This is a genomic window from Mesorhizobium sp. M4B.F.Ca.ET.089.01.1.1 (genome assembly GCF_004022605.1).
In the GTDB taxonomy this organism is placed as follows: Bacteria; Pseudomonadota; Alphaproteobacteria; order Rhizobiales; family Rhizobiaceae; genus Mesorhizobium; species Mesorhizobium abyssinicae.
Genome location: NZ_RZOS01000078.1, coordinates 1 through 18,397 on the forward strand (window position 1 = coordinate 1; position 18,397 = coordinate 18,397).

General features: G+C 66.3%; 15 protein-coding genes. 1 reads left to right on the top strand and 14 read right to left on the bottom strand.

Going from position 1 to position 18,397, the window contains the following annotated elements; translation table 11 throughout:
* The 10 genes from EN780_RS10620 to EN780_RS10665 form a co-directional block, all read right to left on the bottom strand.
* Positions 1 to 836 (bottom strand): class II aldolase/adducin family protein (locus EN780_RS10620; RefSeq protein WP_133372594.1); only part of this gene is annotated, 836 nt, incomplete at its 3' end.
* The gene (locus EN780_RS10625) at positions 836 to 2,353 is read right to left on the bottom strand and encodes a glycerol-3-phosphate dehydrogenase (RefSeq protein WP_128273582.1); all 1,518 of its coding nucleotides are present in this window, start codon (positions 2,351 to 2,353) and stop codon (positions 836 to 838) included. The genes EN780_RS10625 and EN780_RS10620, both read right to left, overlap by 1 nt.
* A gap of 31 nt (positions 2,354 to 2,384) precedes the next feature.
* Entirely contained in the window at positions 2,385 to 3,425 is a 1,041-nt protein-coding gene (locus EN780_RS10630; protein WP_128273584.1) for a 2-hydroxyacid dehydrogenase, read from the bottom strand.
* A 10-nt stretch (positions 3,426 to 3,435) separates the two neighbouring features.
* Positions 3,436 to 4,989, bottom strand: a complete 1,554-nt coding sequence (locus tag EN780_RS10635) for an FGGY-family carbohydrate kinase (protein WP_128273586.1) — start codon at positions 4,987 to 4,989, stop codon at positions 3,436 to 3,438.
* Entirely contained in the window at positions 4,989 to 6,113 is a 1,125-nt protein-coding gene (locus tag EN780_RS10640) for an ABC transporter ATP-binding protein (protein ID WP_128273588.1), read from the bottom strand. The genes EN780_RS10635 and EN780_RS10640 overlap by 1 nt, the downstream gene beginning before the upstream one ends.
* A complete protein-coding gene (locus EN780_RS10645; protein ID WP_128273590.1) occupies positions 6,110 to 7,228 on the bottom strand; it encodes an ABC transporter ATP-binding protein in 1,119 nt (372 codons plus the stop codon). Before EN780_RS10645 ends, EN780_RS10640 begins: the two co-directional genes overlap by 4 nt.
* A 5-nt stretch (positions 7,229 to 7,233) precedes the next feature.
* A complete protein-coding gene (locus EN780_RS10650; protein ID WP_127284685.1) occupies positions 7,234 to 8,091 on the bottom strand; it encodes a carbohydrate ABC transporter permease in 858 nt (285 codons plus the stop codon).
* Positions 8,092 to 8,100: 9 nt separating this feature from the next.
* A complete protein-coding gene (locus tag EN780_RS10655; RefSeq protein WP_126056079.1) occupies positions 8,101 to 9,021 on the bottom strand; it encodes a sugar ABC transporter permease in 921 nt (306 codons plus the stop codon).
* A gap of 153 nt (positions 9,022 to 9,174) precedes the next feature.
* Positions 9,175 to 10,620 carry an extracellular solute-binding protein gene (locus EN780_RS10660; RefSeq protein WP_127284684.1) on the bottom strand — a complete coding sequence of 482 codons (1,446 nt, stop codon included), beginning with the start codon at positions 10,618 to 10,620 and terminating at the stop codon, positions 9,175 to 9,177.
* Positions 10,621 to 10,665: 45 nt separating this feature from the next.
* Positions 10,666 to 11,640, bottom strand: a complete 975-nt coding sequence (locus EN780_RS10665) for a sugar-binding transcriptional regulator (RefSeq protein ID WP_128273592.1) — start codon at positions 11,638 to 11,640, stop codon at positions 10,666 to 10,668.
* 203 nt (positions 11,641 to 11,843) lie between these two features.
* On the opposite strand from EN780_RS10665, the gene EN780_RS10670 reads away from it, so the two are divergent.
* Entirely contained in the window at positions 11,844 to 12,569 is a 726-nt protein-coding gene (locus tag EN780_RS10670) for an MgtC/SapB family protein (protein ID WP_127310132.1), read from the top strand.
* A 28-nt stretch (positions 12,570 to 12,597) separates the two neighbouring features.
* On the opposite strand, the gene EN780_RS10675 is transcribed toward EN780_RS10670, so the two are convergent.
* From EN780_RS10675 to EN780_RS10690, 4 genes are all read right to left on the bottom strand, one after another.
* Complete coding sequence (locus EN780_RS10675) at positions 12,598 to 13,827, bottom strand: VWA domain-containing protein (protein ID WP_128273594.1); 1,230 nt, start codon at positions 13,825 to 13,827, stop codon at positions 12,598 to 12,600.
* Complete coding sequence (locus EN780_RS10680; protein ID WP_128273596.1) at positions 13,820 to 16,078, bottom strand: DUF5682 family protein; 2,259 nt, start codon at positions 16,076 to 16,078, stop codon at positions 13,820 to 13,822. Before EN780_RS10680 ends, EN780_RS10675 begins: the two co-directional genes overlap by 8 nt.
* 3 nt (positions 16,079 to 16,081) lie before the next feature.
* Positions 16,082 to 17,161 (bottom strand): AAA family ATPase, encoded by a 1,080-nt coding sequence (locus tag EN780_RS10685; protein ID WP_127392160.1) that lies wholly within the window; start codon positions 17,159 to 17,161, stop codon positions 16,082 to 16,084.
* Positions 17,162 to 17,180: 19 nt separating this feature from the next.
* On the bottom strand, positions 17,181 to 18,397 hold a 1,217-nt coding region (locus EN780_RS10690; protein WP_128273598.1), incomplete at its 5' end, for a DUF5691 domain-containing protein.

An 18,397-nucleotide genomic window follows, 5' to 3' on the forward strand; every position in this document is an offset into this window, starting at 1 on the left:
GCCGTTGTCCGCGCCACCACGGCAGCGGCATTCTCGTTCGGACCGGCGATCACCGAGCCTATGCCGAGGAAGATGACGTGGTCCGGGTAAAGGCTGCCCGACGCGACGATCCGGCAACTGGCGAGATCGGTGGCGGCGGCATGGGCCTCGACCGCGACCGGAAGGCGGTAATCGCTGCCCATGGCCAGCCTGAGCAGCGCGTCGAGGTCGGGCGCCGGCGCTTTGCGCGGCGCGCGGGCAAGCAGGCCGGTAACGCGCCGCAGCAGCAGGTTTGCTTCGGCGACTGTGTCGGCTGCCACGACCAGCCCATGATTGCCGAGGACGAGGACGTCGGTGCGCGGCTTCAGCCGTTCGGCAATGCCCTGCGCCAGCGGCAGGCCAGGGCGGCGATAGGGCACGAAGGCCCAGTCGAGGCCGCGCAGGCGCTCCTCCAGCACGGCCTCGGCATTGGTCTGCACGGCGATGGCGATGGTCTCGACGCAGTGGACATGGACCACGACCTTTTGCGGCAGCAATGCATGCACCGTCGTCTCGATGGACGGCCGCAACTGGTGCGGGTTGAGCTCGGCAAGCGTGAATGCGGCGGCCTTCTCGGCCGCCGGGTCCTTGCGCGCGACGGCATCGAGCAAGGGCGCCAGCGCCACCGGCACCATGATGTCGGCTGTCGCCGCACTCATCAGCCAGGTGCCGGACGCCTTGATCCACAGCACACCGGCTTGCTTGAGCGAGGTGTTGCCACCGGCGCCCTGGACCAGCAGAGGATCGGCGCCAACACTGGCCGACAGGACACGCAACGCCTGCAATTCGGCGGCATCGTGATCAATGCGAGCTGCCATCAGCCGGCCTTTGCCAAACGGTTGGCGCACCAGTCCTCGAAGGCCCCTCTCTCGGAGGCCGAGAGATGCAGGCCGTGCTTGGTGCGACGGTCGAGTATATCGGCAGCGGTCGACGCCCATTCATGCTCGAACAGGTAGCTCGCCTCGCGCTCGAAGAAATCCTTGCCGAAGCGCCGCCCGAGCTGGTCGAGCGAACCGGCATTGCCGATGAGGGAACGAGTGCGCGTGCCGTAGAGCCGGCCATAGTGCTTGAGCAGCGACGCCGGCATCCAGGGGTAGTCGCGGCCGAGATCGCCGAGGAACTGCTCGAAATCGGCATTGGCGATGTCGCCGCCCGGCAGATGCGCACCGGACGTCCACGCCTTTCCCATCTTCGGAAAGAACGGCTCGATGCGGTCGAGCGCGTGCTCGGCGAGCTTGCGGAAGGTGGTGATCTTGCCGCCGAAGACGGAGAGCAGCGGCGCCTGCCCGGTCGGCGCATCGAGCTCGAAAATGTAGTCGCGCGTCACCGCGCTCGGATTGTCGGCATTGTCGTCATAAAGCGGCCTGACGCCGGAAAACGAGTAGACGACGTCGCCGCGCGTCAGCTCGCGCTTGAAGTAGCGGTTGACGACCTTGATCAGGTAGTCGATCTCGCTCTCCTCCGCCGCCACGTCTTCCGGGCGCCCTTCATAGGGAATGTCGGTGGTGCCGATCAGCGCCAGGTCGTTCTGATAGGGGTTGATGAAGATGACGCGCTTGTCATTGTTCTGGACAAGATAGGCCTGCCGCCCTTCCCAGAATTTCGGCACGACGATGTGGCTGCCCTTGACCAGGCGGACATTGCGCTTGGAGTTCTGCCCGGCGACGCGGTTGACGACATCGTTGACCCAGGGACCGGCGGCGTTGATCAGGGCGCGCGCCCGCACCGCGGTCCTCACGCCGGTCCTGCCGTCGCGCATCTCGACCGACCACAGGCCTTTGTCGCGGCGGGCGGCGGTGCAAGCGGTGCGGGTGAAGACTTTCGCCCCGCGCTCCGCCGCGTCCAACGCGTTGATGACGACGAGGCGGGCATCGTCGACCCAGCAGTCGGAATATTCGAAGCCGCGTCTGAAAGCGTCCTTGATCGGCGCGCCCTCCGGCGCCGTGCGCAAGTTCAGCGTGCGGGTGGGCGGCAGCCGCTTGCGGCCGCCGAGATGGTCGTAGAGGAAGAGGCCGATGCGGACCAGCCAGGCAGGGCGATCGTCGGGGCTGTGCGGCAGCACGAAGCGCATCGGCCAGATGATGTGGGGCGCGGATTCCAGGAGCACCTCGCGCTCGATCAACGCCTCGCGCACCAGGCGGAACTCGTAATATTCGAGATAGCGCAGGCCGCCATGAACCAGCTTGCCCGAACGCGAGCTGGTGCCTTCGGCGATATCGTCCTTCTCGCACAAGATGACGGACAGGCCACGGCCGGCGGCGTCGCGCGCGATGCCGGCGCCGTTGACGCCGCCGCCGATGACGAAAAGGTCGACAATGTCGCCGTCGCCGCTCATCTCGCCGAACCCTCACAACGCTTCATGGCGGTCAGCACGGATTGACCGGCGGCAGGCCGGCGATATAGCGGCGCACCTCCTCGGCCGCCTGCTCTGCCGCGTAGGTGACGGTGCGCACCGAGGCGCCGGCGATATGCGGGGTCAGCGTCACATTCGGCAGCTGCAGCAGCGGCCAGTCCGAAGGCACCGGCTCGATCGCGAAGGTTTCCAGCATGGCGCTGGCGATATGGCCGGCGACCAGCGCCTCGTAAAGCGCGTCATAGTCGACCAGCGGCCCGCGCGCGGTGTTGATGAAGATCACGCCGGGCTTCATGCCGGCGATGGTGTCCTTGTTGATCAGGCCGCGGGTTTCCGCGGTCACCCGCGAATGCAGGGTGACCACGTCGGAGCGCGACAGGAGTTCGTCGAGCGAGACCAGCTCGACGCCGGCATTGTGGTCGTCCGCGCTCAGCTGCACGTAGGGATCGCAGACCAGGACGCGGCAGCCGAAGGCGCGCAGCAGGCGCACCACTTTGGTGCCGATATTGCCGTAGCCGACGACACCGACGGTCATCTCGCTGAGCTCGCGGCCGGTGCGGTCGGCGCGATAGAGATCGCCGCGCCATTCGCCCTTGCGCAAGGCCTCGTGGCCGACGCGGATCAGCCGCGTCTCGGCGAGGATGGCGCCGATGGTGAATTCGGCCACCGCGCTCGCATTGCGGCCTGGAACGTTGACGACGCGGATGTCGTGAGCCTTGGCGGCCGCCATGTCGATGTTGATCGGTCCGCCGCGCGACACAGCGACCAGTTTCAGCGCCGGAAGGCGCCGCATCATTCCATCCGATAGCGGAGCTAGCTGGGTCACCAGGATCTCGGCATCGCCGACAAAATCGACCACCTCGTCCGGATGGCCGAAATACTCCTTGACCTTGTCGAGGCCGAGCGCTGTGTTGCCGAACTCCATCGGCTCGTCGGGCCACGCGGTTTCCAGCGTGCGGATGTCGAGGCTGTTGCCGCAGGCCTTCTCGATCTCAGTCCGAAAGACCTCCGGAAGCATGAAGCGGTCGCCGATGATCGCAATTTTCCTGTGCATGCTCCACTTCTCAATCTGCCTTGGTCGCGGCCATCGACCGCCAGACCGGACGCAGCGCCTCGTGCGCCAATGTGTAGGATGGCGCCATCCTGTCGTAGATGGCGGCGAGTTCCGGGTCGCTCGGTTCGGCCTCGCCAAGCAGGGGGGTGACCCATTCGGCGACGCAATCGTCCATTGACCGGTAGAGGCCGACGCAGACCGCCGCGATCATGGCGGCACCGGCGGCACCCGCCTCCTCGCGTTCGCTGGTGCGGGTGGAGGCGCCGACGGCGGCGCCAAGGATCTTGCGCAGCGCCGGGCTGCGCGCCGCGCCGCCGGTAAGGCGGATTTCCCGCGGCAGCGGGCCCATAGCGGCGTAGCAATCGCGCGAAGCGAAGGCGAGCCCTTCGAAGACGGCGCGCACCATGTCGGCATAGCCGTGGCGGGAGGAGATGCCGACGAAGCCGGCCCTGGCATTGGCGTCGACGAACGGGCCGCGCTCGCCGGCCTCGGACACATAGGGCTGGTAGATCAGCGAGGCCGGCTTGGACGACGAAATCCAGCCATCGACCAGGGCGATCATCTCACCGTTCGAGCGCGAAATGCCTTGCGAGGCGAGGATGCCGGAAGCGAGGCCGAGCACCCAGTCGATGTTGAGCGTCGCCGCCATGTTCGACTGCAGCTGGGCGAAGACGCCTGGCGCCGGCATGGTCATGGTGTAGCCGGTCTTCGCCTCGTTGAGCTGCACCTCGTCCGGTGTCTCGGCAAGCCGCATATGCATGCCGGTGGAGCCGATAATGGTGCAGCCGGGCTTGTGCTTGCGGTCGAACAGGCCGGCGCCGAGCGCCGTGCAGACCACATCGACATAGGTCAGCACGACCGGCGTGCCGGCGGTGAGCCCGGTCGCGTCGGCCGCGGCCTTCGACAGGCCGGCGCTGTGCCTGGTGCCGTCGACGATCGGCGGCAGAAGGTGCCTGAGGTCGGCGACGCCGAGCACGTCGAGCACCTCGTCGCTGTAGTCGCGGGTGCGGAAATCGCCGAAGGTGAAGGTCCCTTCCGAAGGGTCGGTGGCGCGCGCGCCGGTCAGCTTGAAATAGAGCCAATCCTTGCAGTGGAACGCCGTTGCGGCTCTCTCGAGCATTGCCGGCATGTTGCGCTTCATGAAGACGAACTGCGATCCCTGCTGGCAGGCGGCAAGCCCGCTGCCGGTCTTTTCGAAGCGCAGCCGATCCTCCGGCCGGGCGCGGATCTCCTCGACGATGTTGGCGGCGCGCGCGTCGAGCCACAACCAGCCCTTGGCCACCGGCTCGCCGGCCTTGTCGATCAGCCAGGTGCCGTCGCCCTGTCCGGTCACGGCGATGGCGATCACCCTGTTGGCGAGGTCCGGCACCTTGTCGGCCAACTGGCGCAAGGTGGTCGCCGTATCGGCCCAGGTGCGCGCCAGGTCCTGCTCGGCGCCACCGCCCGGCAGCGTCTCGTAGCGGTTCACCAGCGCAGTGGCCGCGATCTGCCGGCCCGCCCTGTCGAAGGCGACGGACTTGATGACAGACGTGCCGGCGTCGATGCCGATCAGCACATCCCGCATCAGGCAAGCTCCATCCCGTGCGAAATCGCCTTGCCGTCGGCCTGGTCGAAGACGTGCAGGTTCTTCGGATCGATGCTGACGTTGATCGGCGCCCCGAGCTCGAGGCGGGTGCGGTCGTGCTCGACCAGCACCAGCGATCCGCCGGCAAAATCGGCGGCGATGTGGGTCTGGTCGCCGAGCCATTGATTGGCCGAGACGGTGGCCGGCACGCCGTCCTTCGAGCGGCGCACCGCGTAGGGTCTGACGCCGATGACGACACGCTCGCGGGCGAGCAGCTGGTCGCGCACCGGGCCGCTGAAAGCATCCTTGTCGTAGTCGAGCGAGAGCCCGTCGGGGAGCTTCAGGCTGATCTTGCCGGCAGTCGTGCCGACAAAGGCTTCGAAGACATTCATCGGCGGCTCGCCGACGAAGGTGCCGGTGAACAGGTTCGCCGGCCGCCGCTTGATCATGTCGGGCGTGTCGAACTGCTGCAGCACGCCGCCTTCCATCACCGCGATGCGGTCGGCGAGCGCGTTGGCCTCGGTCTGATCGTGGGTGACCAGGATCGCAGTCAGGCCGCGCTCCTTGATGAAGTGCTTGATGCGGCCACGCAGCACGGCGCGCAACTGCGGCTCGAGCTGCCCCATCGGCTCGTCGAGCAGATGCAGGTCCGCCTCGCGGATCAAGGCGCGGCCGAGGCTGGCGCGCTGCTGCTGGCCGCCGGAAATCGAGCTCGGATAGCGCTCGAGGATGTCCTCGATCTCGAGCAGCTTGGCGATGCTGGCGACCTTGGCGTCGACGTCGCTCTTCGAAAGCCTTGCCGCCTTCAGGGCGAAGGCCATGTTCTCGCGCACGGTGAGCGGCGGATAGAGCGAATAGCCCTCGAAGGCCATCGCCACGTTGCGCTTGACCGGCGCCAGCGTGTGCACCTTGCGGCCCGCAACGGCGATCTCGCCACGCGAAACCTCCTCGAAGCCGGCGATCATGCGCAGCGTCGAGGTCTTGCCGCAGCCCGACGAGCCGAGCAGCGCCAGGATCTCGCCCCTGGCGATCTCCATCGTCAGCTGCTTCACCGCATGCACGCCGCGGTCGATCGGGCCGTAGAACTTGTCGACGCCGGAAATGGTGAGGGCGCTGGCGCTCATGCCGCTTCTCCGCTGCGCAAAGTGACGACCTTGTTGGTGCCGATGCGCTCGCCGCTGGCATGATCGAACAGCAGCGCGCTTTTGCCGTCGACGGCGATATGCGCCTTGCCCTCGGTCTGGCCCGGCGTTCCAGCCGGGCGCGAAACCAGGATTTCACGGCCGCGCACGGTGCGCACCAAGGTGACGATCTTTTCGTTGAGCGGCGTCTCGGCCTCGACGGTCACCGGAACGGCGCCAGGCGTGGCCTCACCGACGAAGCTCAGCGCCTCGGGCCGCAGGCCGATGACGCAGTCGCGCCCGACCGCCGCCTCATAGGCGCCGGCGAGATGGACCTGGACGTTCGACAGGCCGACATAGATGCCCTTGGCGTCGCGCGCCGGCTTGACGTCGAGCAAATTGATGGTCGGGTCGCCGAACAGCCTGGCGATCTCGACATTGGCCGGCTCACGATAGATCTGCTCGGGCGTGCCGAGCTGGCGGATGACGCCTTGCGACATCACCGCGATGCGGTTGCCGAGCGCCATCGCCTCCTTGTAGTCCTGGGTGACGTAGACGACGGTCGCGCCGCGGTCGTGCAGAAGCCGCGGCAGTTCGAGCCGCATCTCGAAGCGCAGTTTGGCGTCGACATTGCGCAAGGGATCGTCGAGCAGGAGAATCGGCGGCGAACCGACCAGGGCGCGGGCAAGCGCCGTGCGCTGCTTCTGGCCGTTGGACAGCGCGCGCGGCTTGTGGCTCAGCACATGGTCGATCTTGAGCAGCTTGGCGACGCTCTCTACGCCGGCCTTGATCGCGCCTTGCGAGGAGTGCCTGGCCTCGAGCGGCGTCGCGATGTTGTCGAAGGCGCTCATATGCGGGAACAGCGCGAAGTTCTGGAACGCCATGCCGACGCCGCGGAACTCGGCGTCGACATCGGTCATGTCCTCGCCGCCGATCAGGATCTTGCCCTCGTCGGGGTCGATGACGCCGGCAACCATGCGCAGCAGAACCGTCTTGCCGGCGCCGGACGGACCGAACAGCACCAGCGTCTCGCCGTCGGCGACGCTCAGCGACAGATTGTCGAGGACCGTCTGGCTCTTGTAGCGCTTGACGACATTTTTCAGTTCGAGGCTGGCCATCGGAACTACCCTTTCACGGCGCCGAGCGAAAGGCCTTCGACGAGATAGCGCTGCGCGTAAAGCGCCAGCGCCAGCGTCGGCGTGATCGACAGCACGATCGCGGCCGAGATCTGGCCATACTGAATGCCGGACGAGGTGATGAAGGCGAGCGCGCCGACCGTCACCGGCTGCTTGTCGGCGGAGGCGAGCACCAGCGCGAAGACGAAATTGTTCCAGGCGAAGATGAAGGCGAGCAGGCCGGCGGCGGCGATGCCCGGCCCGGCAAGCGGCAGCGCGATCTTGCGGAAGGTGGCGAACCAGGAATGGCCGCCGATGCGGTAGGCGTATTCGATGTCGGCCGGGATGTCCTCGAAATAGCCGCGCACGATCCACAGGATCAGCGGCAGGCAGATCAGCTGGTAGACCCAGATCAGGCCGATATAGGTGTTGGCGAGGCCGAGCTTCTGGAAATAGAGCGTGAGCGGCAGCAGCACCAGCAGCGCCGGCGCGAAGCGGAACGACAAGAGCGTGAAGGCGATGTCCTCCGAGCCGCGGAATTTGTGGCGGGCGAAGGCATAGGCGGCGGGCACGCCGAGCAGCAGCGAGACGGCAACCGAGGTCACCGACAGGAACACCGAGTTCCAGAGATTGCGCATGAAGGCGATGTCGAGCGTGCCGGCCGCGGTCACCAGCTTGCCGGTGATCAGCGCCGTGTAGTTGGCGAGCGTCGGCTCGAAGATCAGCTGCGGCGGGATGCGCAGGATGGTCTCGTTGGTCTGGAACGACATCATGAAGATCCAGGCGATCGGGAACATGAAGAAGATCACCACCAGCGTGAGCGCTGCGCCGCGCAGGATGCGTTCGAGAAGCGAGGTGTGTTCCATCCCTGCCTCCTATGCCTGGCCGCGGGCGCGTTCGCGCAGCCGGAGCCAGTTCTTGATGAAGATGTTGGAGAGGAAATAGGTGATCGCCCACAGGATGATCATCAGCGCCGCCGAGCGCCCGACATTGGTCGACTGGAAGAAGTTGAGATAGGCCTCGACCTGGAACACGGTCAGCGTGTCGCCGGGGCCGCCTTGAGTCATCGCGTAGATGATGTCGAACTGCTGGATGGAATCGAGCAGGCGAAACAGCGTCGCCGTCAGGATATAGGGCGTCAGCATCGGCAGGGTGATGCGGAAGAACACGAAGCTCCTCGGCACGCCGTCGAGCGCGGCCGCCTCGAAGGGCTGAGTCGGCAGGCTGCGCAGGCCGGCGAGCAGCAGGATCATGATGAAGGGCGTGTAGACCCAGATGTCGACCAGCACGACGGTGAGCAGCGCGGTCGACGGCGAGGACGCCCAACGGAAGTCCTGCAGGCCTATGAGGCTGGCAAGATAGCTCAGCACGCCGAAGCCGGGATTGGTCATCAGCTTCCACATCAGCGCGGCCAGCGCCGGCGCCGTCATCAGCGGCATCAACAGCATGATCGAGATGAAGTTGTTCAGCGTCGAGCGCTTCTGCAGGAGCATGGCGATGCCGAGGCCGAGCAGCAGTTCGAGCACCACGGTGATGCCGGCATAGAGCAGCGACACCTCGAGCGTGTTCCAGAACTTCGGGTCGGTGAAGAAGGAAATGTAGTTGTCGCCCCAGTTGAACTGCCTGGCCCATGGCTGGCTCAGCCTGTAGCGCTGGAAGGAATAGACCACCGAGGTCAGGAACGGGATCAGGATGCCGATGCAGACCAGGAGCGCCGGCAGGCTGAGGAGATAGGGCAGAACCCGCTTGCTGATCCTGAAGCCGGAGGGTCTGTGGACTGTCGTCGCCGCGGTCATCGCGCTCTTCCGTTATCCCGGTTGCTCCGCCCTGCCGGCCGCCCAAGGGAGCAAGGCGGCCGGTCGGGCGTTGGCGAAGCATACCGCTTCGCCTCGCGAGTGTCGTTGAGGGTCGCGGCTGGCCCGCGCTTGCGCGCCAGCCGCTGCCCGATATCAGCCGAGGCCGGCCTCCTTGAGCTGGCCGTTGATGCTCTCGGCCAGCTTGTCGAGGCCCTCGTCGATCGGCACTTCCTTGGCCACCATCTTCTGCAGCGTCGCGGCCCATTCGGTGGTGAGGTCGAAGAACAGCGGTTGCGCCGTGAACTTGATGCTGGCGCCGGGTGCCGAGGCGTCGAACATCTCGACATAGCCCGGATAGCTCTTGTTCAGCTTCTCACGGAACACCTCGTCCTTCCAGACCGACTGCCGGACCGGATTGACGAAGTCCATCTTGGTGGCGCCGAACAGGCAGTGATCGAGCCCGGAAGCCCACTGCATGAAGTACCAGGTGGCGTCCTTGTCCTTGGAGAAGTTTGACATCGACAGCGACCAGATCCAGATGTTGGGCGTCGGCGCCTTGGCGGCCGGATTGGCCTTGAAGCCGGCGAAGGCGAGCTGGCCGGCCATCTTGTTGGTGCCGCCATTCATGAAGTAGCCGAGGATGTCGGCGTCGAAGATCATCGCCGAGGCGCCGGCGCCGAGATCGGTGCCGACCTGGTACCAGGTGTAGGTCGACCAGTCCTTCGGGCCGCTCTCCTGGATCATCTGCACCCATTGCTTGTGGAAGGCCTTGGATTCGGCGGTGTTCATGGCGGCGGACAGCTTGCCGTCGGCCGACACGTTGAGGTCCTTCTGGTCGAAATTGGCGTAGGCCGACAGGAAGCCCGGATGGATCGTCGCCCAGGAGCGCGAGCCGCGCACGCCGATGCCATAGACGCCGCCACCGACATCCTTGGTGAGCTTGGCGGCCGCTGCGACCATCTCGTCCATGCTGCCGGGAACCTTGACGCCGGCCTTGTCGAACATCGCCTTGTTGTAGGTGATGTTGTTCTGCTCGAAGCCCCACGGAATGCACCACTGCTTGGCGTCTTCCGAACCCAGCGCGCCGCCCGGCTTGCCGTTCCAGGCGCAGGAGTTCTTGACGCCGGGCAGGAAGTCGTCCCAGGCATACTTCGGATTGGTCTTGGCCGGGTCCTTGATCCATTCGTTGAGGTCGGTGATCCAGCCGGCCGGGCCATAGGTCCAGGTCATGTAGGCGCCGGTCATGAAGGCGTCGTATTCGGAGGAGCTCGCCGAGAGCGCCGCGGTGACCTTGTCGAAATAGACGTCTTCCGGGAACACGTCATAGACGACGTTCATGCCGGTCAGCTGCTTGAAATTGTCGAGGTCGGCGATCATCGCATCCGCATAGGGATGCTTGTTGAGCAAGAGCTTGATGGTCTTGCCCTTGTGCGCCTGCCAGTCGAAATCGGCGGCGAGCGCGCGGGTCTGGCCCATATTGAGCAGGACGCCGGCGGTGCTTGCGGCGAGGCCCATGGCGCCCAGCCCCCTGATCAGTCCACGGCGGTCGACTTGTCCACGCAGGAACGCGTCGATCAGGTCTTTTTCTTTCTCATGCATGTCCTCTTCTCCTCCACAGGGTAGTTTCAACCAAAGCGGTGCCGGCTACCCGACCGGCGTCTGTTCCACGAGCGATCGCGCCGTCCGCTCGTCGGTTATCAGGCCCTTGAGATAACGGCCCTCCAGCACTGACTTGATGGCGCGAACCTTCACCTTGCCGCCGGCGACGGCGACGATCCTGCGGTTGGCGATGTCCTCCCGCGCCAACGCCAGGGCGCGGCTGGAAACCGTGGTCGCCACCGGCTTGCCGGCCTCGTCGAAGAAATGGCCGAGCAGTTCGCCGACGGCGCCGTTGCGGCGGGTCTCCTCCATCTCGGCCTTGTCGATCATGCCGGTGGCGACCAGCGAGGCCTCCTGCTCGGCGGTGCCGATGCCGGCCAGCAGCAGGTCGGCGGATTTCGCCAGATCGAAGACCTCGCTAATGCCCTTCTGGCCGAGCAGCACGGCACGATCCTCGACCGTGTTGGCGAACATCGGCACCGGCATGACATAGGCCTCGGCGCCGGTGCGCTCGGCCAGGCGATGGATCACGTCGTGCGGGTTGGCCGAGAACTTGCGCGTCAGGCCGCCGAGCAGCGAGACGAAGCGGATGCCGTCGGCCGAGGTGCGCGGCAGGTACTCCACGCAAGCGGCAAGCGTGCGGCCGTGGCCGACGCCGATCAGCTTGTCCTCGCCGCGCTCGATCTCGCGCTTGAGGAATTGCGCGCCGGCAATGCCAAGCGCCTTGAGCGGCAGGTCTTCCGGATCGAAGTCCGGCACCACCTCGCAATAGTCGAGACCGTAGCGGCCGGACAGCTCATCCTCGAGCGCCACGCATTCGGAGATCTCGCCGTCGATATAGACCTTAACCAGCCCTTCCTGGTTGGCCTTGGTGATGAGGCGATGCGCCTTGAGGCTGGTGAGGCCGAGCCGCTTGGCGACCTCGGCCTGGGTCAGGCCGCCGGCATAGTGAAGCCAGGCGGCGCGGGCGGCCATGCTGGTCTCATCGTCGCGCAGGAGGCCATTGCCGAACCCAACCATTTCCGCCCTTTTGATATTTTTATCAGTTGCTGCAAAATTTTTCACAAGGCTTCGCCGGAGTCAAGCGGCGCGTGTCTCAAAATCGTGCGCGGGGTGCGACAGACGGCGCCAGTGCTCCTGGCTCGCCAAGGAACCTTCAGCCCGCCAGCGAGGTTGAAGTCGTTGGCAACAAGGAGCGCGGCGCGCCCGCGCCTCGTGGAACGATGTTCGAGCCGCTTTGCTGCGACATGCCGCTTCATCCGGGCTGGCCAGACCTGCTGGCGAGGCTTCTGCTCACGCTGCTGGCGGGGTTCCTGATCGGTCTGAACAGGGAGGCACGCGGCCATACCGCCGGGCTTCGCACGACGATCCTGGTCGGCCTTGCCGCCGCCATCGCCATGATCCAGGCCAACATGCTGCTCGATGTCGCCGGCAAGGGCACGGACTCTTTCGTGCGCATGGACGTGCTGCGTTTTCCGCTGGGCGTGCTCACCGGTGTCGGCTTCATCGGCGGCGGCGCCATCCTGCGGCGCGGCGATCTCGTGACCGGCGTGACCACCGCCGCCACGATGTGGATCATGACCATGATCGGCCTGGCCTTCGGCGGCGGCCAGTTCGGCCTTGGCGCGATCGCGACGGTGCTGACGCTGGTGACGCTGCAGGCGCTGAAATGGGTCGATCTCAGGATCCCGCGCGACCACCATGCGATCCTGGCGGTCTCGTGGCCGAAAGGCTCGCCGCCGGATCTGCGGGAAATGGTTCGTCCACTCGGCTATGACGCGCGCTTTGTCGGCATGGAACATGACGCCGGCCGTGACCGCTTCGTCCACACCTTCAATCTCGGATGGAAGCAGCCCGATGCGGTCGAACCGTCGATGGAAATCCTGGCCGTGGTCGGCCAGCACTGCGAAGTCGAGCGCTTCGAGCTGATCAGCGAGAAAGCAGGCTGATCATCGTTGAACGGCGGCGGCGGCAGGCTTACTCGGCCGTCTTGGCTGCTTCGGTGTCGGCCCGGATCAGCTTGATGTCCGCCCCTGCCGCCCAGGCGCCGATATCTTCCCGACGCAGCGCCGCCGCCATCATGTCGGGGAAATGGTCCGGGGTGCAGGCGAAAACCGGGATGCCCAGCGATGCGACCGACCCCGCCATTGCGGGATCATAGCCGGGACGGCCCTGATCGGTGAGGGCCAGCAGCACGACGACATTGACGCCCGACCGGACCAGCGCAGCCAACCGCTGCAGAAGCTCCTGGCCGTTGCCGCCCTCGTAAAGGTCGGTGATCAAGATGAAATGCGCCTTGGTCGGCCGCTCGATCCGCTCGGCGCAATAGGCGACGGCCTGGTTGATGTCGGTGCCGCCGCCGAGCTGGACGCCGAATAGCACTTCGACCGGATCGCTGAGTTCCTCCGTCAGGTCGACGATCGCGGTGTCGAAGCAGACGAGCTTGGTGCGCACCACCGGCAACGAGGCCATCACCGCGGCGAAGATCGAGGCGTAGATGACCGAGCTTGCCATCGAGCCCGACTGGTCGACGCAGAGCGTCACCTCGTCGAGGTCGACCAGCCGGCGCTGGCGCCGCATGAAGCCGACCAGTCTTTCCGGCACGACGGTCTTGTGGTCCGGCTGGTAGTGGCGGAGGTTCGCCGTAATGGTGCGCGGCCAGTCGATGTCGCGCTGCCGCGGCCGGTTGGTGCGCCGCGACCGGTCGAGCGCGCCGCGGATCGCCTCGGCGGTCTTTTGCTCGAGGCGCTGCATCAGCTTGGCGACAATGTCGGAGCTGATCGAACGGGCGATATCCTTGGTCTTGTCCGGCATCGCCGAACGCAGCGAGACCAGGTCGGCGACGAGATTGACGTCCGCCTCGATCGCCTTGAGGAACTCCGGCTCCATCAGCATTTGTTTCAGGTTCAGCCGCTCGAAGGCGTCCTTCTGCACGACCTGGACGACCTGCTCGGGGAAGAACGAGCGGATATCCCCCATCCATTGCGCGACGCGCGGCGCCGAGCGGCCGAGCCCGCCGCGCCGCTTGCGCGGATCGCCGGCCGTCTCGCCGCTGCCGTCGCCATAAAGCGCATCGAGCGCCGCCGAAAGCCGCCGGTCTTCCGCCGACAGTGCCGACGACGTTTCATCGTCGGCGCCGATCGCCAGCCGCCAGCGGCGCTCGCGCTGATCTTCGCTTGGGTCCGGCACGATCGCGTCATCATCCATGGCTGGGCTCCCCCGCGAGCAGCCTGCCGAGGAGACCAAAATGCCGGCGCCAGGCTTCGCCGCCATCGGGCGCCGGCGTCAGCCCGGTGGGCAGGCTGGCCCTGCGGCCGAGCACGGCCTCGATCAAACGCCGGCGCTCCATGCTGTCGAGGTTGGAGAAGACCCGGCGCAGCAAGGGCAGATGGGCGACGAAGGCCTCTTCGTCGAGTGAGGCAAGCCATGCATCGACGGCGCCGCGCAGACCCTCGTCATAGATCAGTCTTTGACCAGCGCCGCTGAAGAAACCCTCGAAGAAGGCGGCCGCTTCGATGACCGGCGTCCCCGGCGAGAGGCGCTTTGCCAAAAGGTCGGCCGCGTCCTCGGCGGAAAGCCGCCCGGCCTCGTAGAGCAGATGCGCCGCGCAACCGGCGACGAGCGCCGTCGATCGCGACGACTCGAGCACGGCCGCGAGGCCGTTGCGCCAGGCATCCACGACATCCGCGCCCGGCTCCACCAGCCTGATCGCCTCGTCGGCCTTGCGCAGCGCGCCCATCAGCGCCGCGGCCGCCTGCGCATCAAGATCGCGCGCGGCGTAGGGCAGCGCGATCGAGCCCTCGACGATCAGCCGTTCCAAGAGGCCAGCAAGACGTTCGGTCTCGGTCTTGCGCGCTTCGCCATAGCGGATGATGTCGGCCAGCGGCGGCACCGAGGCCAGCAGTTCCAGGCACTCGCTGCTGTGCGCCGCCTTTTGCTCCAGCGCGACGAGGCCGGCGGCGGAGGCTTCACTGAGAGCCGCCGTGATGGCGCTCTGGACCAGCGTGGCAAGGGTGTCGAGCGTCGCGGCGGCACCGATCATCTGGACCAGGCGGCCGTTGGCGGCCTTTTCGATAGTCGGGCCATAGACCAGGTTCTCGACCAGGCGAACGGCATATTCCGGCTGCCAGGCCAGCACCCATCGCTCGCGGAAGGTGCCGCGGCTGCGCCCGGTGTCGGTCAGCTTGCCCCAGCTCACGCCAAGCACGTTCAGCCGGTGCAGCAGCGTCGACCGAAACAGCCCGCTCTCGCTGCGCAGGTCGATGGAGAGTTCCCGCTCCAAGGCCTCGGGCTTGAGCCGCGCCGCTTTCTGGTTGCGCTGCAGGTCGTCGATCAGCGGCGCCAGCGGCGTGTCAGGCGGAATCTCGCCGACATCGGCGCCGAGCAGCAGTTCGGCCTCGACCATCTTCCACAGCAGGGCCTCGCCGTTGAACAGGGCCGAAATCGAAGCGTCGCGCAGTTCCTCGAAACCCGGCTTCGGCCGTTCGCGGATGGCGGCGAGCGTCCGCGCCAGCCGCTCGGCCTCGATCAGCGATGCCGTCGAAATCATGTGGCCTTTCGCCCTGAGAACCGATGCAATCCGCGCCAGCCACAGGATGGAAGAGTCGCCCTGCCCGCGCGTCTGCCACAGATGCTTGCACCAGCCGGGCGCGACGACACCGGCGCCGTAGCCATAGCCGAGCGCCAGGCGCGGCCCCGTCCATGGCGCGAAGGTCATCATGGTCTTGCGGCGGGCCATTCCCTTGAGCAGCGCCTGGTCGCTCTTTTGCGTATGGGCAGCCCGCAGGGCCGGCACATGCCAGGCGCCACAGACGACCGCCAGCGGCCCATCGAACTCTTTTCGCGCGGCGGCGATTTCCAGCCGCATGTGCGCCTCGCGCATCGCCTCGAACTTGCCGATCGCCCCCTCGCCGTCGCGCAGCGTCGTCATCGCGTCGGCGATAGCCGCGAAGATCGGCCCCGGCGCGGGATTCTGCTCGATGATGTCGGACCACCAGCTTTCGCCATCCTCGTAGCCGGCGGCGCGCGCCAGCGTGCCGATCGGATCCTGGATGCGCGTCGCTTCCTCGCCTTGCTCTTCGACGGGTTCCGCTTCGGCGGCATCGGTGTCGGCCGGACTTTCTGGCGCCATCTCGGCCAACCGCGCCGCGGACGGCAGGTCGATGAAGCGCAGCGCCGCCTTGTTGGCGACCGCCCACAGCGCCGCCTGATATTCGGGCGAGAATTCGGCGAAGGGCCAGAAGCTGGTCGCGGCCGGATCGTCCTCGGGATAGCAGAGCAGTGCCACCGGCGGCTTCAATTCGGGACTGGCGAGCAGCGGCAGCAGCGGCGACGCATCGACCGGCCCCTCGATCAGCACCGCGACCGGCTGCAATTCCTGCAACGCCTTGACCAGGCTCTCGGCAGAGCCCGGACCGTGGTGGCGTATGCCGAAATAGCTGATGCCGTCCTCAGTCATGGCTCAGATGGCCGCGTTGAGCGCCGCGTAGTAGCCGGCATAGTCCGGCCGCTTCTTCAGCACCGTCTCCAGATATTCCTCCAGCACCACCTTGTCCTGCACAGGATCCTTGACGATGGCGCCGACCAGGCTTGGCGCCAGGCCTTCGGCGTGGAGCTTGCCGCCGTCGAACCAAGCCGCCTGGCTGAGGCCGCTGACCATCGTGGCGATCGCCTCGGCGGTGGAGAGCGAGCCCGACGGCGTCTTCAGCGTCACCTTGCCGTCGGCGGTCGCGCCGGAGCGCAACTCGCGGAAGATGGTGAGCACCCGGGCGATCTCCTCGCCGACATTTTTCGGCACCGGCAGGTCCAGCCCGCCGGCCATCTCGCCGACGCGCCGGGAGACGATCGAGACCTCTTCCGCCATGTCCTCGGGCAGAGGCAGCACCACGACGTTGAAGCGACGCTTCAGCGCCGATGAGAGCTCGTTGACGCCCTTGTCGCGATTGTTGGCGGTGGCGATGATGTTGAAGCCGCGCTGGGCGTAGATCGAGGTGTTCAATTCCGGCACCGGCATCATCTTTTCCGACAGCACGGTGATCAGCGTGTCCTGTACGTCGGAACCCATGCGCGTCAGCTCTTCCAGCCGGCAGAGCTTGCCCTCCTGCATGGCGCGGTAGAGCGGCGTCGGCACCAGCGCCTCCTGGCTCGGGCCCTTGGCCAGCAGCTGGGCATAGTTCCAGCCATAGCGGATCTGGTTCTCGTCGGTGCCGGCGGTGCACTGCACGATCAGCGTCGAGTTTCCCATGATGGCGCCGGCGAGATGTTCCGAGACCCAGGATTTCGCCGTGCCCGGCACGCCGAGCAGCAGCAGCGCCCTGTCGGTGGCAAGCGTCGCGATCGCGGTCTCCATCAGCTGGCGGCGTCCGACATATTTCGGCGAAATCACGGTGCCGTCGCTAGCCTTGCCGCCCATCAGGTAGGTGAGCACGGCCTTGGGCGACAAGCTCCAGCCGGCTGGCTTCTGGCGATCGTCGCCGCGCGCAAGCGCCTGCAGTTCGGAGGCATAGACCTGCTCGGCCGGAAGGCGGATGGCTGCGTTCATGCGATCATCTCCGGGTTGATCATCTTTCGGATTGGGAACGATTTTCGGCCAGCGCCGCGTTGAGCCGCAGCAGGCCGAGCGATGGCGATGCCGGCGGCAGGCCGGCGGTGACGACCTCGCCGATCAGTTTGTCCGCCGTCGCCGCCGTGGCGAGAAAGCCTATGGCCTCGAGATACTGCTCAGCGCTTCGCTTCATGACGTCGTTGTCACCCGAGACGGCGGAGCGCAGCGCCGAAAGCGTCTTGCCTTTGGCGAGGTCGCCCCAATCCAGCCAGCCTGCTTCTACGCCTTCGACCAGGTTTAGCGCGTGCAGATTTTGTGCGTCATTCAGGATCTGACTGATCAAAAGACGCTTCCTGCCGCTGTCCAAACGCAACATGAGCTGGAGGGCGAGAAGCGGAAGCTTGCCGCCTTCGGCGACAAGCCTATCCGCCAAACAGGCCACCGCCGCATCGCTGCCGGACACCGAGACCATTAGAACGAGAAAACGATCGGCATTGTCATCGACGCCGAACTGCCATGCGCTGATGAAATCAGGCTCTGTCTTGCCGAAGCGAGCAACAAGATCGCCGAAGTAGCAGGAAGCGAACAAGTCGGCGCGACGGGCCTGTTGCGCAGGCGATTTGAGTTTCATCGGTGCGTAGGTGGTGCGGCGGCGAATGAAGCCGGATTTGCCTTCCTCGATGAAGGCAGCGAGCTCGGCTGTCGGATCTTCCGACCCGCCATCAGCCGGATTGCCATGCTCCCCCAGCCTTGCCAGCAGCCGGCCGGCCATTTCGCGCACCTTGCCGGAGCGATCGGCGGACAGGCTCTTCAGGAACGGCACGTCGTCGGCACCCAGGCCGAAACGCATGAGTTCGACCAGCGCCAGCCTGACCTCCGCCGGCTCGCTGGCCCCCTTGGTCTCGATAAGCGTCCGCGCCAGAGCAGGCGTGGTGCGCCGCAAATCGACCAGCGCGGTACGGCGCGCCGCTGGATAGAAGTCATCCCAGGTCTCCGCTGTCAGCTGCTCGCGCCGGGACTGTTTCTCGCCATCCGCGCCTGCCTGCCAGTCGGCCCAGGGGGCATAGACCTCGGGACTTTCCTGATCCGACGCGGGGGGCATCCAATCCATCGGATGCAGCACGAAGCCTCGGCTGGCGACGAGCGTGGCGACGCGGGCCTTGAGCCTCGCATCGGCCGCATATTTCAATGCGGCGCGCAGCAACGGCCGCAGCCGTTCCGGGAGCATCGGCA

Excerpts from the sequence above, each read along its gene's own strand:
- EN780_RS10625 (WP_128273582.1), bottom strand. The coding sequence starts at position 2,353 with ATGAGCGGCGACGGCGACATTGTCGACCTTTTCGTCATCGGCGGCGGC.
- EN780_RS10630 (WP_128273584.1), bottom strand. The coding sequence starts at position 3,425 with ATGCACAGGAAAATTGCGATCATCGGCGACCGCTTCATGCTTCCGGAG.
- EN780_RS10635 (WP_128273586.1), bottom strand. The coding sequence starts at position 4,989 with ATGCGGGATGTGCTGATCGGCATCGACGCCGGCACGTCTGTCATCAAG.
- EN780_RS10640 (WP_128273588.1), bottom strand. The coding sequence starts at position 6,113 with ATGAGCGCCAGCGCCCTCACCATTTCCGGCGTCGACAAGTTCTACGGC.
- EN780_RS10645 (WP_128273590.1), bottom strand. The coding sequence starts at position 7,228 with ATGGCCAGCCTCGAACTGAAAAATGTCGTCAAGCGCTACAAGAGCCAG.
- EN780_RS10650 (WP_127284685.1), bottom strand. The coding sequence starts at position 8,091 with ATGGAACACACCTCGCTTCTCGAACGCATCCTGCGCGGCGCAGCGCTC.
- EN780_RS10655 (WP_126056079.1), bottom strand. The coding sequence starts at position 9,021 with ATGACCGCGGCGACGACAGTCCACAGACCCTCCGGCTTCAGGATCAGC.
- EN780_RS10660 (WP_127284684.1), bottom strand. The coding sequence starts at position 10,620 with ATGCATGAGAAAGAAAAAGACCTGATCGACGCGTTCCTGCGTGGACAA.
- EN780_RS10665 (WP_128273592.1), bottom strand. The coding sequence starts at position 11,640 with ATGGTTGGGTTCGGCAATGGCCTCCTGCGCGACGATGAGACCAGCATG.
- EN780_RS10670 (WP_127310132.1), top strand. The coding sequence starts at position 11,844 with ATGTTCGAGCCGCTTTGCTGCGACATGCCGCTTCATCCGGGCTGGCCA.
- EN780_RS10675 (WP_128273594.1), bottom strand. The coding sequence starts at position 13,827 with ATGGATGATGACGCGATCGTGCCGGACCCAAGCGAAGATCAGCGCGAG.
- EN780_RS10680 (WP_128273596.1), bottom strand. The coding sequence starts at position 16,078 with ATGACTGAGGACGGCATCAGCTATTTCGGCATACGCCACCACGGTCCG.
- EN780_RS10685 (WP_127392160.1), bottom strand. The coding sequence starts at position 17,161 with ATGAACGCAGCCATCCGCCTTCCGGCCGAGCAGGTCTATGCCTCCGAA.